The sequence below is a fragment of the Hymenobacter wooponensis genome, from assembly GCF_004745865.1.
Taxonomy (GTDB): Bacteria; Bacteroidota; Bacteroidia; order Cytophagales; family Hymenobacteraceae; genus Hymenobacter; species Hymenobacter wooponensis.
In genome coordinates this window covers 66,086-80,494 of sequence record NZ_SRKZ01000001.1, presented here as the reverse complement: position 1 = coordinate 80,494, position 14,409 = coordinate 66,086, and the positions used below count along the sequence as shown (strand labels likewise).

Sequence of the window (14,409 nt, the reverse complement as noted above, 5' to 3'; positions counted from 1 at the left end):
CGCCTGTTTATGTGGGAGTTACTTGCCGTCGTACTTCTGCGCCATCTGGCGGTAGTACTCCTGCAGCACATAAAAGGCTTTCTTCTTGGTGCCGGTGCTCGAAATCAGGCCTTTGCGGTTGAAGCCGTTCTGATACACCGGGTGCTGGCGGCGGGTGGCCCTAAAGTCAGCGAGAATCCAGGGTGTCATGCCGCGTAGGTTCTTAATGGTGCCTAGCATCTTCAGCTGGTTCACATACAGAGCCTCCTGGTACTCCTCGCTCCAGCGCGTTTCGGCATCGCCGTGGTAGCCAGCTAGCGCGTCGCCGCCAAACTCGCTAATCATCACGGGCTTGTTGTACTTTATATCGAAGGTGTACTTGGTGATTTCGCTGGGGCTGCCTCCCCAGTACCAGCCGGCATATTCGTTGAAGGTGGTCAGGTCAAGGACTTCGCCCAGCGGATCGTCTACGTGCACTACGTTATCGGGGGTGCGGTGCAGTTCCAGGGCTGCCGAAATCAGGCGAGTGTCATCAATGGAGCGGGCCTTATTGGCCAGATTAGTCATGAACTTCAGGCGCGCCTCGCCCAGCGGCGTTTCGTTGCCCACCGACCATACCACAATACTGGCGCGGTTCTTTCCCATGGAAATCAGGTCCGAAAGCTGCGTTTCTGCGTTCTGATAAGTAGCCTCGTTTTCCCAAGCAATAGTCCAGTACACAGGCACCTCGGCCCACACCAGCAGGCCCATTTCATCGGCTAGCTTCAGCATGGTTTCATTATGCGGGTAGTGGGCCAGGCGCACATAGTTGCAGCCCAGCTCCTTGGCCCAGGTAAGCAGCATGCGTAGGTCGCCCTCCCCGCGGGCCCGCCCCGGAATTAGTGGGTTCTCATCATGAATAGAAATGCCCCGCATGTAGGTTGATTTTCCATTTAGCAGAATATCCGCACCGCGCGTTTGAATGGTGCGAAACCCAATGCGGTCCTGCACCGCGTCGCTGCCGCTGCTTAGAGTCACGGCGTAGAGCTTGGGGGTTTGCGGCGACCAGCGCACGAGCTTCTTTGCGGGCAGGCGGAAGGTGGCCCGGCCTTCCGCATCGGTCTTCAGGCTTTGCTTGATGCCTGCCTCACTAATGCTGAGCGTTACCGATTGGTTAGCGCGGCCAGTGCCCGTAACCTGCACGTAGCCGGCCACGGTATTCGGGTCGTTTTTGGCCAACTGCACTTTGTAGTCGCTGATGTACGTGTCAGGCGTTTCGGCAATAAACACGTCGCGCGTAATACCGCCGTAGTTCCACCAGTCGGTGTTGATGGTGGGCACTTCGTTGGGGCGGCGCGTATTGTCGGCCTTCACCACCACAAAGTTGTCGCCGCTGGGGCTGAGCTGGCTGGTGATGTCGTATTGAATAGGCGTGAAGCCGCCCTTGTGCATGCCCAGCTTCTTGCCGTTCAGGTAGATGTGCGACTCATAGTTGATGGCTCCGAAGTACAGGAAGTAGCGCTTCCCGGCCTTGGGAGCTAGAGTGAAGCTCTTTTTGTACCAGATAGTGCCCTCGTAGTAGAGCAGCTTGGGGTCCTGAGAGTTCCAGTCGCCGGGCACCTGCAGCGCCGCCGATTTGTCGAAGTCGTACTCAATTAATTCTGGCTCCTGTTTGCTGCTGGGCTTCTGGTTGTCGTAGTACCCCCCCTTGCCCGACTTAGATTGGTCGAAGGCTTCGCGGCGGTAGTCGTAAAAGCCGTTTTCGTAGGGGTCGATAATGTAGTTCCAACTACCATTAAGACTGAGTACCCGGCGGGCAGGAGCATTCTGGAGCACGGGTGACTGGGCACGTAGCGTATGGCCTGTGACGCCGCCAACCAGAAGCATAAGGATGAGGAGAGATTTCAGCAGAGAGTGGGAGTTCATTAAGCGAGCAGGTAGATGGAAAGGCAGAGAGGCAGTTTCTATTGCGTAAAATAGACATTGAGCCCAAGACAATGTTGCTTGCGAGGCAAGTGAGGCAGAGGCCTAGGGGCAAATCTTTAGCAACGCAGTCAGTGCCGATGGGCTAGAGCTGCTTTTAAGCAAGCGGGCATGATGCGCAAAACAGAATAGCAGTAGGCAGTTAGCCACAAGCAGTCTATTGCTTGGCACTTTGTGCTCCTGTCAAGTACGACACACTCGCCCCCGATTCCGGCACGGCCGGTTGGGTTTATCTACGCAAACGTTTACGATATCTGGGCCGAAAACTCGGGTACGAACCCGTGTAACTACGGCTGAGCCAGCTAAAACACGCGGTGAATGGCCATTTAGCATTGCTTAAAATGCGTTAGCTTTACCAAGCTCGGCTACAATTCTTCCTACTCACCTTTTCGGTTGTAGCACACAAGTAGTACATGAATTCAGTTAATTTAAAACGGCTTGCCCAAGAGCTGAACCTGTCTATTGCCACGGTGTCGCGGGCGCTGCAAGACAGCTACGAGGTGTCGTCGCAGACGAAGGAGCGGGTGCGGGCGTTGGCAGCTGAGCTGAACTATGAGCCGAACGCTTACGCCAGTAGCCTGCGCCGAAACATCAGTAAAACTATTGGCGTGGTTATTCCGGAAGTCAACAACCACTTCTTTTCCCTGGCCATCAATGGCATTGAAGAGGTAGCCCGCCAGAGTGGCTACCACGTATTGATTTACCTCACCCACGATGACTACGAGCGTGAAGTAGCCATAACGCAGTACCTGACGGGTGGGCGGGTAGATGGCCTACTGATGTCGGTGGCCAGCGGGAGTCAGGAGTTTTCGCACCTGGAGAAGCTCTACGCGAGCAAGCCGGCCATCGTGTTTTTCGACCGGGTGTGCGAGGCCATACATACGGCTAACGTTACTACTAACGACTACGAAAGTGGCTACCTCGCTACGCAGCACCTGATTGAAGCTGGCTGTACCCACATTGCGCACCTGCTGGTATCGGGTAATCTCTCTATCGGGCGGATGCGGATGCAGGGCTACCAAGCGGCGCTGCAGGCCGCTGGCATCGCCTTCGACGAAACGCTGGTGATAGACGGTAATGGAGATGATGAGAGCAATACCGAGCTACTTAAGAACCTGCTCCGCAGCCGCCCCGAAGTGGACGGCATATTTGCTTCTGTAGAGCGGCTGGTAATTAGTAGTTATCAGGCCTGTCAAGCCCTGGGCCGCGCAATTCCTCAAGACATCAAAATCATTGGTTTCTCCAATCTGGGGGTAGCCTCACTGCTGGCGCCGGCACTCACCACTATCACGCAGCCAGCCTACGAGATAGGGAAGGAGGCCGCCAAGATTCTGCTGCGGGCCATTGAGAAGAAGAAAGCCATTCTGCCGAGCCAGAGCCTGGTGCTGAAGTCTGAGCTTTTTCAGCGGAAGTCAACCGAGCCCTGCGGCTAGGCCACTCGTGGCGCGGGTGATACTGGCCTAGAACGGTCTAGTCAGGTGGTTAGCAGCTTCTCCAGCCACTGGCGGGTGTCTAGGCCAGCGGCTTGCTCCACAATGGTCAGAAACTCTTGGGTAGTGGTAGTCTTGCGGGCGGCGGTAGTAGCGAGAATGGCCAGAAAAGGAGCATCCCCAAGGCGCGCGTGCAGAGCTGCTAAAACGGTGGTGCCTTTATCATAAATCACACGCCGGTACATAGGGTAAGAATGCTCGGCCTTGATGAACCCTATAATGGCGGGGGCACCCGCGGCCGATGCAACCCGCTTGGCTAGTTCCTGCCGATACCCCGCCGTGTCAGCAGTAGCTCGCAGGTAGAGCAGGCTAGAGTACGTGGCAAACGCCTCGTTTAGCCAGTCGTTATAGTCGCTAAACGAGCCATAGGCCCACCATTTGTGGCTGATTTCATGGGCCAGCGTTAACCGGTCGGTACGCTTCCTGATGTCATAATCAGGGTAGGTTATTACGGTAGCATTGTCAAGCAGGCCAAAGGCATCACGGTCGAAACCCGTCAGCAGAATAGAAAACCGTTGAATAGGATCTTGCTTCCCGATGGAGCCATTATAATATGCCACCACCTGTTCGGTTTCCGTGAGCAGTAGGCTGTCGGCATGCTGGAGGGGAGTAGCTGCCTTGAACACATGCACTGGAATCTGAGTGCCTGTGGATGCTTGATACATGTGCTGCGCGGCTATCACCGTCGGTTCAATGGCCGAGGTGCGGCCCCGGAAAGTAGACTGTGTTTTGGTATGCCGGGTAGGTGGGCTAGAACTGATGATGTGGTAAGATGCTGGGGCCTCCGCCTCTAGCACGTAATCGATCAGCTCATATTCCTGAAACGGACGGGTCGGCAGCCAGTTACTATGCCCACTGAGCTCCATTACCTCGGGTGAAGCATACTTAGGCGGGAGCGTGCCGCGGTAGGTAACCACCACTTGCCGTCGATGCTTACTGGGGCTATACGTTAGCTGAATTGCCTGCACTGTATCCTGCGCCAAGGAATAGAGAACCGGACTTACCTTTTTTTGAACAGCGCCTGCGCTTTTCAGCTCAAGTATGGTGAAGGCCTTATTCAGGTAGAGCTGAACGCTCGATTCGGCGGCATCGGCTGGCACCGTGAGTGTGTAGCGACACCAAAACTGCTTTTTGGCGGGCTCTAGCTTCACTTCAATATGCGCCTGATTAGGCGATGCCAGACTGGTGAAAGGGCTGCAGAAGGCAATAATGGTGATAAGTACGAGTAGATATTTCACGTTTGTAGGAATAGGCGATATAGCAAAGCTGGGTAAAAGTAGGCGCAAAGCAAGCAGATTTTGTGCCCTAGGCCACTGCCGCAGCACCAGCCCGTTATTGTAACAGGCGCAACGTAGTATCGAGCGGCTGCTTGAGCAGGAGCCGCCGAAACTCCTGCTGCAGGCGGGCTTGTTGCTGGCGCTGATCTTGCTTCTTAAACAGACCTACCTTGTATTTGCTCCCCGGCGTGCGGCTGAGACTTAAGTAGATCAGGCCCCGGCTGCGCCGCTCAGCTGCTTCACCGCTCTTGATGCGCTCAATGCGCTTTTCATTGTTGCCAAACAGGGTTTGCATAGGACTGAGGCCAACGTACAAGTTGGCGCGGCCATCAAGGTGGTACTCCCCACTGACGGCCATATCGGTCAGGTTGCTGTTGAGCGGCAGGCTCGGAATAAGTACCCGATTACCGTCCAGCACAAACTGCGGACTCACCGGCTCAAAGTAGAGGTGACTGGTCCGCTTCTCGCGCAAAAACTTCAAGGCTTCCTGCAGTGCAGTAACATCTAGTAGCTCCAAATTGCGCAGGTCTGTTTTCAGGTAAGCGTGGGTTTGAGATAGTAGGGGCAGAAAGGCAGCGTCGAGGGTAGTATGCAGATCGGCCTCGCAATGCATAGAGCCACGGATATTAGCGGGCCCCATCACGTCGAAACGCAGTGCCTCCGCAAGCCCGAACAGCTCCGGCAGGTTGATTTCCTGCAACCGAACCTGGGCGTGTAGTGGGTGCAGAGCGCCTTGCTCGGCATCCATCTGCACCTTGCCCCGCAGCGCCATAGAGCCCCCAAAGGTGTGCAACGAGCATTGCTCCAGCGTGGCCCACCCCTCTGCCAGCTTACTGCGCAGGCGGAAGTCGCTCCCCTTCAGCATGGAGTATACAATGTGGTCGGCGGTAACCTCTACGCGGGCCGTAACGGTGCCATCTAGTAACGGAGAGATGCTGCTAGCGGATTTGGGAGGTGAAGGAGTGGCTTTTTTAGCTGGGGGAGTGAGAGAAGCCAGAAGTTGGAAAAGCCGTTGAATATCGAGGGTCTGATAACGTAGCCGAATGTCGGCTTGCGCCCCTTGTAGCTCTGAGCCATTAAGTTGGGCAGAAGCACTCACGCGGCCGGTGCCGCCAGCACTGGTAGCAAAGGTGAGGTAGGGAACGTTGAAAGAAGGACCGGTTTTATCGAGCCGTAAGCGTAGGTTAGTAAGGTTCTCGCCTGCCGGCAGCAAGACCGTTTTGATAGTAGCTTCTACCTGACCGTTGGTATGCAAAAGCATGTCGCGGATGCTGGCGTCGGGAGTACGGGCCGAAGAAGTGCGGCGCGGTGGGCGGGCCAGTAGGGCTAGAAAGCGCCGGTACTTCAGGGTGTTAAATGTAACAGCTAAGCGGGCCGCTACCGGTTGGTTACGCAGGGTGTCCGTAGGCCAGCTGACAGCACCCTTCACTTGGCCGTCCCACACTTGTACCCGCAGGTTGGATAGCTGCACCTGGTGGCCATCGTGGCGAACTGTGGCGGCTAAGTGGTGCAGGGTGTCGGAGCGCAGTACTAAGCGCTGGCAGCGCAACCCAATATTTAGCCGTAGGCCAGGCGGAAATAGATTCATGGCGCGGGCGGCTATTTCCTGCTTGGGTGCCGCGTTTCTCCGCCGCCCCCGAGTAGGCACCTGGCCTACGGCTGGCACGGGGGGCGAGAGTAACTGCCGCAGCCGCCGCAGGTGCAATTCATCCACCTCAAATGTGCCTTTGATGGTGGTAGAGGGATGCTGACCGGTAAAATAGGCCAGTAAGTATGTGGTGGTGGCGTTGGCCTGTACTTGCATACCATTGAGCCGGCCAGCTAGGTTCTCCAGCATCCACAAACTGTCTCGTAAGCGCACTCGCACGTTCAGCCCCGACATATCTGCCTGGCGGCTGGGTACGGTGAAGGAGGCATTTTGCAGAGTAATAGTGCCCCGCACGGCCAACGGCGGCAGGGTAGTAGCATGGCCTGCCTGCCGGGCGGCTCGCTCAGGAATTTCGGGTAATGGGCCGTTCAAGTCAATATCCAAGGCCGCCTGCCCCGACCGGGCGTGCCACAGGTCGGGCACTACCACAGTGGCCAGCGTTTGCAGTTCCGTACGTCCCTGCACATGCCCCGTAAGCACCGGGCGGGTGAAGTTGGTCACTTTAACGGTGGCATTTAGCTCACCCGCCGTTGAGAACAGCCGGCACTGCTCAAACGCCAGGTAAGTGGTCTTGGCAGAGTGGTCAGGACCATTATCAAACACCCCGCGGGCATCCCAGCGCCTAATCTGGCGCTCCGAGCCTGGCCACCGCATCTGGGCATTCTGCAAGCCAAACCGAAGCACGGTCCGGGGGCGCGCTAACGGGCCGCTCAACCCCCGAATGGTGTAGTCGATGCGGGCGCGGCTGGTGCTTACCGCCCCGTTTAAATAGCGATGCAAACTGCTGGGCAGGGCCACGTGTAGCACCTCCACCAATGGCTGCTTTCCCTGAAAGTGCAGGTTGAGCGTAGTGCCCTGCGGTTTGCCGGGAGCGGCGGCCTGGTGCGTGCCATTTATCAGCACGGTGTCGCCGTTGAGGGTGGCGTGGGTGCGCAAAAAGGTGCCTTGGCGCTGCCGGAAATCGTATTGGTAGCGCACCCAGGCGGTAACGGGCTCTTGCTCAAACAAATTCCCCCGGCCACTGCGCAGGTATTCTAGTTGCCCCTGCAGCGTGCCTCGCACGTGGCCTACGCCCCCACGGCCCTGCACCGCCAGCTCACCTTCCCGCACAAAGGCCGAAAAGCCACTGTTTTGTAACTCGTTCCGGTCAGTAACGCGCAGGTTGTGGATGCGCAAGGAGTTGAGTTGAAAATCAGGGGGAGAGAAGGCGGCGGACCGGTGTGGCCCCTTCCCGTGCAATCCCCAGTTGTGGCCTACGGAGTCGGTGAACTGCCGAAAGCTCACATCATGCAGCGCCACGTGCTTAATTACCAGGCGCCCCCTCAGTAGCTCGCTGGCTTGCAGGCGTACATCGGCGCGGCCAATCTGTAGCACGGGCACCGCTTGGTGAAAGGCCGTATCAGTAAGACTGAAGTGGCTCAGCGAAGCCGTTATGTGGGGGAAATCGCGCAGCCAGGAAAACTCCACCTCAAAAGGAGCCAGCACCAGATCGGAGTTGCGAGCAATACGCTCGCGCGCCCTGCGGGTCAACTCCCTTCGCCCCCAGGCCGAACCCAGGAAATATACGGCCACCCCAACCGCCAGCAGTAGTCCTAGCGCAGCAATGGCCAGGAACTGACGGAGAGATGGGCGTTTCATGCAGTGGGTAAGGGAGACAGAAAAGTAAGGAGTATCCTATCTACGCAGAAAACACGACAGTGATATAGTGCGCCGGTCTACGGTTGCAGGGCAGATTTTAGGCCCCATCAGCAACTGTAGCTAGTAGGGCATCCAGAAGGGGATAGAGGAAGGCTGGTGAAGTATCTACGGTTGCCGCTTTGGCCTGAATAGCTTCCGCCGTTTGCACGTAAGCCGCTGGCTTCAGCAAGTGCCCTTCGGCCTCTACTATTGAGGCCAACCACGCTGCATCTGCCTCCGGGTGAAACTGCAGGCCTACTACCCGCTCCCGCCACAGAAAGCCCTGGCAACTGGTAGGAGGGGAGTAGGCCACCAACTGTGCGCCGGGCGGCAAGGTAAAGGCATCATAATGCCAATGCAGCGCAGGAACGAATTCAGGCACGTGCTGGAAAAGCGGGTGTTGGCGCGCCTCAGCAGTAAACTGAACCGGCCAGAACCCCACTTCTGGCTGGGCGTTGCGGCCCACGGTGCCACCCAACTGCTGCGCTACCAGCTGGGAGCCCAGGCATAGGCCTAGCACGGGTACTCCCGCCTCAAGGGTGGCCTTAATGGCAGCCTTTTCTTTTCGCAGCCATGGAAACTCCGCCTCATCGTGCACGCCCATGGCACCGCCTAATACCACTAATAAGTCAGCGTGCGTCAGGTCTGGCGGCACAACGCCGGGAGCATCCCAAGAGGTAATGATTAGGGTATGGCCCCGAGCGGTGGCCCAAGCAGCAATGTGGCCCGGCCCCTCGTCGGGCATATGTTGAAAGCAATGGATCTGCATGAACGGCGAAATATGAGAAGGCCGGAAGGTACTTTAGGTAACACTAAAAAGAGCCACCAAATTACTTCAGTGGCTCTTTCTTACTACTGGTTGCGCGAGGAGTTATTCCCACTCAATAGTTGCTGGTGGCTTAGAGCTAATATCGTACACCACGCGGTTGATGCCGCGCACTTGGTTGATAATGCGGTTTGAAACGTCGGCCAGGAACTCGTAGGGAAGGTGTGCCCAGTCGGCGGTCATGCCGTCAACGCTGGTTACGGCGCGCAGGGCAACTACCCGCTCGTACGTCCGCTCATCGCCCATCACGCCCACGCTTTGCACGGGCAGTAGCATCACGCCTGCCTGCCATACTTTGTCGTAGAGCCCGAAGTTTTTCAGGCCATTGATGAAAATAGCGTCGGCGCGCTGCAGCAAATCCACCTTCTCGGGCGTAATGTCGCCGAGGATGCGGATGCCTAGGCCAGGTCCGGGGAAGGGGTGGCGGTGCAAGATGTTGGTAGGCAGGCCTAGCGTATGGCCTACTTCGCGCACTTCATCTTTGAACAGAGCGCGCAGCGGCTCTACAATACGCAGGTTCATTTTCTCCGGCAGGCCACCCACGTTGTGGTGGCTCTTGATAGTTACGGCCGGGCCTTTCACTGACACCGATTCGATTACATCGGGGTAAATGGTGCCCTGTGCCAGCCAACGGGCGCCGTCTACTTTCTGGGCTTCGCGGTCAAAAACCTCGATAAATGTGCGGCCAATGGCTTTGCGCTTCTGCTCGGGGTCGGTGAGGCCGGTGAGAGCCGCATAGAACTCATCCGAGGCATCTACGCCACGCACGTTCAGGCCGAGGTCTTTGTAGGAGTGCAGAACGTCTTCGTACTCATCCTTGCGCAACAAGCCATTGTTCACGAAAATGCCGTGCAAACGCTTGCCAATGGCGCGATGGAGCAGCAGGGCAGCCACCGAAGAATCTACCCCGCCCGACAGGCCTAGAATCACCTGGTCTTCCTCACCAATTGTGCGTTGGAGGGTCTCCACCATCGAATCCACGAAGTGCTCGGGTGTCCAGCTTTGGTCTAGGCCACAGATGGTAACCACGAAGTTCTGGAGCAGCGTTTTGCCGTCGGTGGAGTGCGTTACTTCGGGGTGGAACTGGATGCCATAGGTAGGCTGCCCCTGAATGTGGAAAGCAGCTACGGCCACTTCCGGCGTACCGGCAATAATCTCGAACCCAGCAGGCAGGTCCTTGATGGTGTCGCCGTGTGACATCCACACCTGCGACTCCGTGGGTACGCCGTGCAGCAGGGGCGAGGCGTGGAGCACGTGGCTGAGGCGAGCCCGGCCATACTCCCGAATGGTAGCGGGCATTACCTCGCCACCCTGCTGGTGGGCCAGCAGCTGTGCGCCGTAGCAAACGCCCAGCACCGGCACGTGGCCCAGGTACTTGGAGAGGTCGGGGTTGGGGGCTTCGGGGTCCCGCACGGAGCACGGCGAGCCTGAAAGCACAACGCCCCGGATGTCCTCAGTGAGGTCCGGGGCGTGATTATACGGATGGATTTCGCAGTAAACGTTCAGTTCCCGGATGCGCCGGGCAATGAGCTGTGTGTACTGCGACCCAAAGTCTAGAATCAGGATTTGTTGAGGCATGGGCAAAGGTAAGAACCCCGCCGTGGAGCACAAAATCGGTGGCCACTATCTCGGCCGGTTTGTTATTTCAACGAGGGATAAGGGTAATTCAAATGGCGGCGTTTTTAGTTTGACAAAAGAAATGAACCCAAATGCATAAAAACAGCTTACTTGTAAAATCATATCTTTGAACAAAGTATTTAGTGCCCACTAACTAGTGGCAAACCCTCCTTGTGTACCACAAATCGCCCACGCATATGAAAGCATTCGTTCGTATCCTGCTCAGCTTACTAGGCATCCTTCCAGCGTTTTCATTATATGCCCAAACCACTTCCGGAGGCATGCAAGAACCTGTTTACCCCAAAGAAACCAAGGCAGAGTCGTTACCTGTGAAAGTTCTAACCGGAACTGTTTTTAATGATATGGGAGAACCACTAGCTGGTGCCAATGTGTCGGTAGTTGGAGATAAAAATAATACAATTACTACCAATTCTGTGGGTGGGTACGTACTGCGCACCACAACCGCAAAACCGGTACTGCGCATAACCTACGCGGGCTATAAAGACATGGAGCAGACGGTTAGTGCCACCCAGCCCACGTCTTTCACGCTAGAGGCCGTAGCGAATTATAAGCGTGATCTTAAGAAGCGCAGCAAAGCTGCTGAGAAGGCATACAAGAACTAGTAAATGCCTTGGCAGTTTAGTAGCTGACAGAGCAAGAAGAAGGTTGACCAAATGGCAGTAGCAGCAGTTGATAAAAAAATAAATCTTGCTGATTATCTGTCGTTAGGCCACAAAAGACAGAAAAATGCGGTGCGAGTTGATGATTGGCCAGAAGTGCTTTGTATCTTTGCACCCGGCGAGTCAGAACGACCAGCTCCTGCTGAACTCCCCCAGGACCGGAAGGTAGCAAGGGTAGGTGGTTGAGCGGTGCGATTTTGGCTCGCTTTTTTTTGTCTCGTATGTAGACAGCTGGATCTGGTTAACCGGATCGGCTAGCCTACTTAGCATATAAAAGCGGCTCTTTGGGCCGCTTTTTGCATTTTAGGTAATTCCCTTTCCAGTCTGTGCCTAACCCAGAGCCATAAAATCTGGTTAATCCGACAAATCCGGCTAATCCGTGATTAGCTTTGAGCATCTTCTTTTCAACTTGTTCGCATGAAATTCTTTCTCGATACCGCTAACCTTGCCGAAATTCAGGAAGCCGTAGAGCTTGGTGTGCTTGATGGTGTAACTACTAACCCTTCGCTGATGGCCAAAGAGGGCATCAAGGGCTTAGACGCCGTAATGAACCATTACCGCCAGATCTGCGAGATAGTAGATGGCGACGTATCGGCGGAAGTAATTGCTACGGAGTTCGACGAAATCATCCGGGAGGGGGAAGCCCTGGCCGACTTGCACCCTAACATTGTGGTGAAGGTGCCCATGATCAAGGACGGCGTAAAGGCTATTAAATATTTCTCGGAGAAAGGCATTAAAACCAACTGCACCCTCATCTTCTCGGCCGGACAAGCACTGCTGGCTGCTAAAGCCGGTGCCACATACGTGTCGCCGTTCGTAGGCCGCCTCGATGATATCGGACAGGATGGTTTGCAGCTCGTGCAGCAAATCGTGGATATCTTCTCCAACTACGGCTATCCTACGCAAGTACTAGCGGCTTCTGTGCGCCACGTACCGCACCTGCTGCAGTGCGCTGAGTTGGGCGCCGATGTAGTGACCTGCCCGCTGAGCGTGATTAACGGCCTACTCAACCACCCCCTCACAGATAAAGGTCTGGCTACGTTCTTGGCCGACCATAAAAAGGTAAACGGCTAGTCACTTGATGTGCTGATGAGCAGGTGTGCTGATCAGTTGATTTTAGGATAGGTTAATGACTGCGCTGCTGACGTTACAAGGGGCACTCGCAGTTGTGAATAGCAACCTATTTTATAATCTGCGTTTTGGAGCTGGCACATCTGGCTATCAACAATCCCCACATCGTCTATGTACATCATCAAAGTAAAAGGCAAGGCCAAGATTCCCGATTACATTCAGCTGCGCGATGAGAACTTTGTGCTCATTGCCTACTTCCGCGCCGACCGCCCCCTGAAGGATTTACACCGTTATGGGCTGGAGAACAAGGAGACCGAGCTGGCTGGGGTTATTCTAGGCCTAGAGTTCGGTAAGCTGCAGAAGCTGGAAATCTAAACCGTCTTGTTTGCTGTCATTCCGAACGGAGTGAGAAGCTGTGGTTTGCCCTTGGGCACTACTTGGCTTCTTACTCCGTTCGGAATGCTATTTTTTTGAACTGCCCGCCGCCCGTATCTTCGCTTCTATGCCTACCTCGTCCGCCCCGGTTATTGAGCTGCACGACGCCTACATTATGCAGGACGTAAACACCGTGCTGCAAAAGGTCACGTTTACGTTGGAGAAAGGTGAGTTTGCCTACTTGGTGGGTCGCACAGGCTCGGGCAAAAGTTCCTTGCTTAAAACGCTTTACGCTGATTTGCCGCTGCCCGCCGGCTCCGGGACTGTAGTAGGCTTTCCGTTGCCTAAGCTGGCTGGAGGAAGTAAGGTACCGTACCTGCGGCGGAAGTTGGGCATCATCTTTCAAGACTTTCAGCTGCTCTTTGACCGCTCCGTAGCGGATAACCTGCTATTCGTGCTGAATGCCACCGGTTGGAAAGGCAAAGCGCGCAAGCAGCAGCGAATTTCAGAAGTGCTCATGCGTGTAGGCCTAGCTAACTCGGCCAGCAAAATGCCTCATCAGCTGTCGGGTGGCGAGCAGCAGCGCGTGGTAATTGCGCGGGCGCTGTTGAACGAACCCTTGCTGCTGCTCGCCGATGAGCCTACGGGTAACCTCGACCCCGACGTGGCCGATAGCATTATGCGTCTGTTCGTAGAAATTAATAACTCTGGTACAGCCGTGCTAATGGCTACGCACAATTACCAGATTATCAAGCAATACCCTAAGCGGGTGCTCAAGTGCGAGCAAGGGAACCTGGTAGATTCCGTGCGGACGCCTTTCGACCTGAAAATGGAGTATTAACGGCACCAGTACGTACCGCGCCCTGACCTGCAATCTACCACAATCACCTTGAACGCGCCCGCACTTTCCGTGCTGATTCCCGTCTTCAACCGCGACGTTACGCCGCTGGTACGGGCGCTGCTAGAGCAAGTGCCAAGTTGGGGAGGCCCTGTGGAAATCCGGTGTTTGGATGATGGCTCCTCAGAAGAAGTGCGCAAGCAGAATCGGGCGCTGGCAGGCCTAGCGGCAGTGCATTACCAAGAGTTACCGCAGAACATTGGTCGGGCAGCTATTCGCAACGTACTGGCAGCCCAGGCCCAGCACGAGTGGCTGCTTTTGCTTGATAACGACAGCCAATTGCCAGACTCGCAATTCTTAGCACGCTACGCGGCGGCTTGCCACCTGGCGCCAGTACTAGTGGGTGGTACTGCTTACGAAGCCACTCCGCCCAGCAGTCCTGGTTTGCTCTTACGCTGGATGTATGGCCGCCGCCGCGAAGCCCGACCCGCCGCCGTGCGACAACGCGCCCCGCACGGGCAGCTCACGCTCAACAATCTGCTTATTCGGGCTGAGATATTTCGGCAGCTAGGCCTCGATGAAAGTCTGACACGCTACGGACACGAGGATACAAAATTTGGGTGGCTGCTGCGGCGGGCGGGCATCTCCTTACTACACCTTGACAACCCCGTGCTACACGATGGGCTGGAGCCAGCGGCCATCTTCCTGCAGAAAACCCATGATGCCGTCCGTAACCTGGTGCAGCTGTACCGTGCTGAGGGACTTGGTACTGATACGAAGCTGCTGCAAGCGGCACTACGGCTCCAGCGGTGGGGGCTAGCCGAACCGGTTTGCGTTGCCTTCAAGTTGCGGCAGCAGCAAGTGCGCCGGAATCTGCTCTCAACACGCCCCAGCCTCCGTCAGTTAGATGCTCTGAAGCTTTACTGGCTACTCCGCGAATTGACAGCCTAGTACAGAGCTGGAGGGTTG

The 14,409-nt window shown here is 56.0% G+C and carries 11 protein-coding genes and 1 other RNA gene; 7 read left to right on the top strand and 5 right to left on the bottom strand.

Annotated features, from left to right (window positions below; translation table 11 throughout):
• Positions 1-18 precede the first annotated feature (18 nt).
• Complete coding sequence (locus tag EU557_RS00285; RefSeq protein WP_135528429.1) at positions 19-1,845, bottom strand: glycoside hydrolase family 2 protein; 1,827 nt, start codon at positions 1,843-1,845, stop codon at positions 19-21.
• Between the two features lie 509 nt (positions 1,846-2,354).
• Between EU557_RS00285 and EU557_RS00280 the strand changes: the two genes are divergently transcribed.
• Entirely contained in the window at positions 2,355-3,374 is a 1,020-nt protein-coding gene (locus EU557_RS00280; protein WP_135528428.1) for a LacI family DNA-binding transcriptional regulator, read from the top strand.
• 41 nt (positions 3,375-3,415) lie between these two features.
• On the opposite strand, the gene EU557_RS00275 is transcribed toward EU557_RS00280, so the two are convergent.
• The 4 genes from EU557_RS00275 to guaA form a co-directional block, all read right to left on the bottom strand.
• On the bottom strand, positions 3,416-4,669 hold the full coding sequence (locus EU557_RS00275; RefSeq protein ID WP_135528427.1) for a M1 family aminopeptidase: 1,254 nt from the start codon (positions 4,667-4,669) through the stop codon (positions 3,416-3,418).
• A gap of 94 nt (positions 4,670-4,763) precedes the next feature.
• Positions 4,764-7,994, bottom strand: a complete 3,231-nt coding sequence (locus EU557_RS00270; RefSeq protein ID WP_135528426.1) for an AsmA-like C-terminal region-containing protein — start codon at positions 7,992-7,994, stop codon at positions 4,764-4,766.
• A gap of 97 nt (positions 7,995-8,091) precedes the next feature.
• Positions 8,092-8,802 (bottom strand): type 1 glutamine amidotransferase, encoded by a 711-nt coding sequence (locus EU557_RS00265; RefSeq protein ID WP_135528425.1) that lies wholly within the window; start codon positions 8,800-8,802, stop codon positions 8,092-8,094.
• Between the two features lie 102 nt (positions 8,803-8,904).
• A complete protein-coding gene (guaA, locus tag EU557_RS00260; protein ID WP_135528424.1) occupies positions 8,905-10,437 on the bottom strand; it encodes a glutamine-hydrolyzing GMP synthase in 1,533 nt (510 codons plus the stop codon).
• A gap of 236 nt (positions 10,438-10,673) precedes the next feature.
• On the opposite strand from guaA, the gene EU557_RS00255 reads away from it, so the two are divergent.
• From EU557_RS00255 to EU557_RS00230, 6 genes are all read left to right on the top strand, one after another.
• Positions 10,674-11,099 (top strand): carboxypeptidase-like regulatory domain-containing protein, encoded by a 426-nt coding sequence (locus EU557_RS00255; RefSeq protein WP_135528423.1) that lies wholly within the window; start codon positions 10,674-10,676, stop codon positions 11,097-11,099.
• 172 nt (positions 11,100-11,271) lie between these two features.
• An RNA gene (gene ffs, locus EU557_RS00250) (signal recognition particle sRNA small type) lies at positions 11,272-11,368 on the top strand.
• Between the two features lie 205 nt (positions 11,369-11,573).
• Positions 11,574-12,230, top strand: a complete 657-nt coding sequence (fsa, locus tag EU557_RS00245; protein WP_135528422.1) for a fructose-6-phosphate aldolase — start codon at positions 11,574-11,576, stop codon at positions 12,228-12,230.
• 168 nt (positions 12,231-12,398) lie between these two features.
• Positions 12,399-12,602, top strand: a complete 204-nt coding sequence (locus EU557_RS00240; protein WP_135528421.1) for a fructose-6-phosphate aldolase — start codon at positions 12,399-12,401, stop codon at positions 12,600-12,602.
• A 127-nt stretch (positions 12,603-12,729) separates the two neighbouring features.
• Positions 12,730-13,443, top strand: a complete 714-nt coding sequence (locus EU557_RS00235) for a cell division ATP-binding protein FtsE (protein WP_135528420.1) — start codon at positions 12,730-12,732, stop codon at positions 13,441-13,443.
• A gap of 48 nt (positions 13,444-13,491) precedes the next feature.
• The gene (locus tag EU557_RS00230) at positions 13,492-14,391 is read left to right on the top strand and encodes a glycosyltransferase family 2 protein (RefSeq protein ID WP_167855036.1); all 900 of its coding nucleotides are present in this window, start codon (positions 13,492-13,494) and stop codon (positions 14,389-14,391) included.
• Positions 14,392-14,409: the final 18 nt, after the last annotated feature.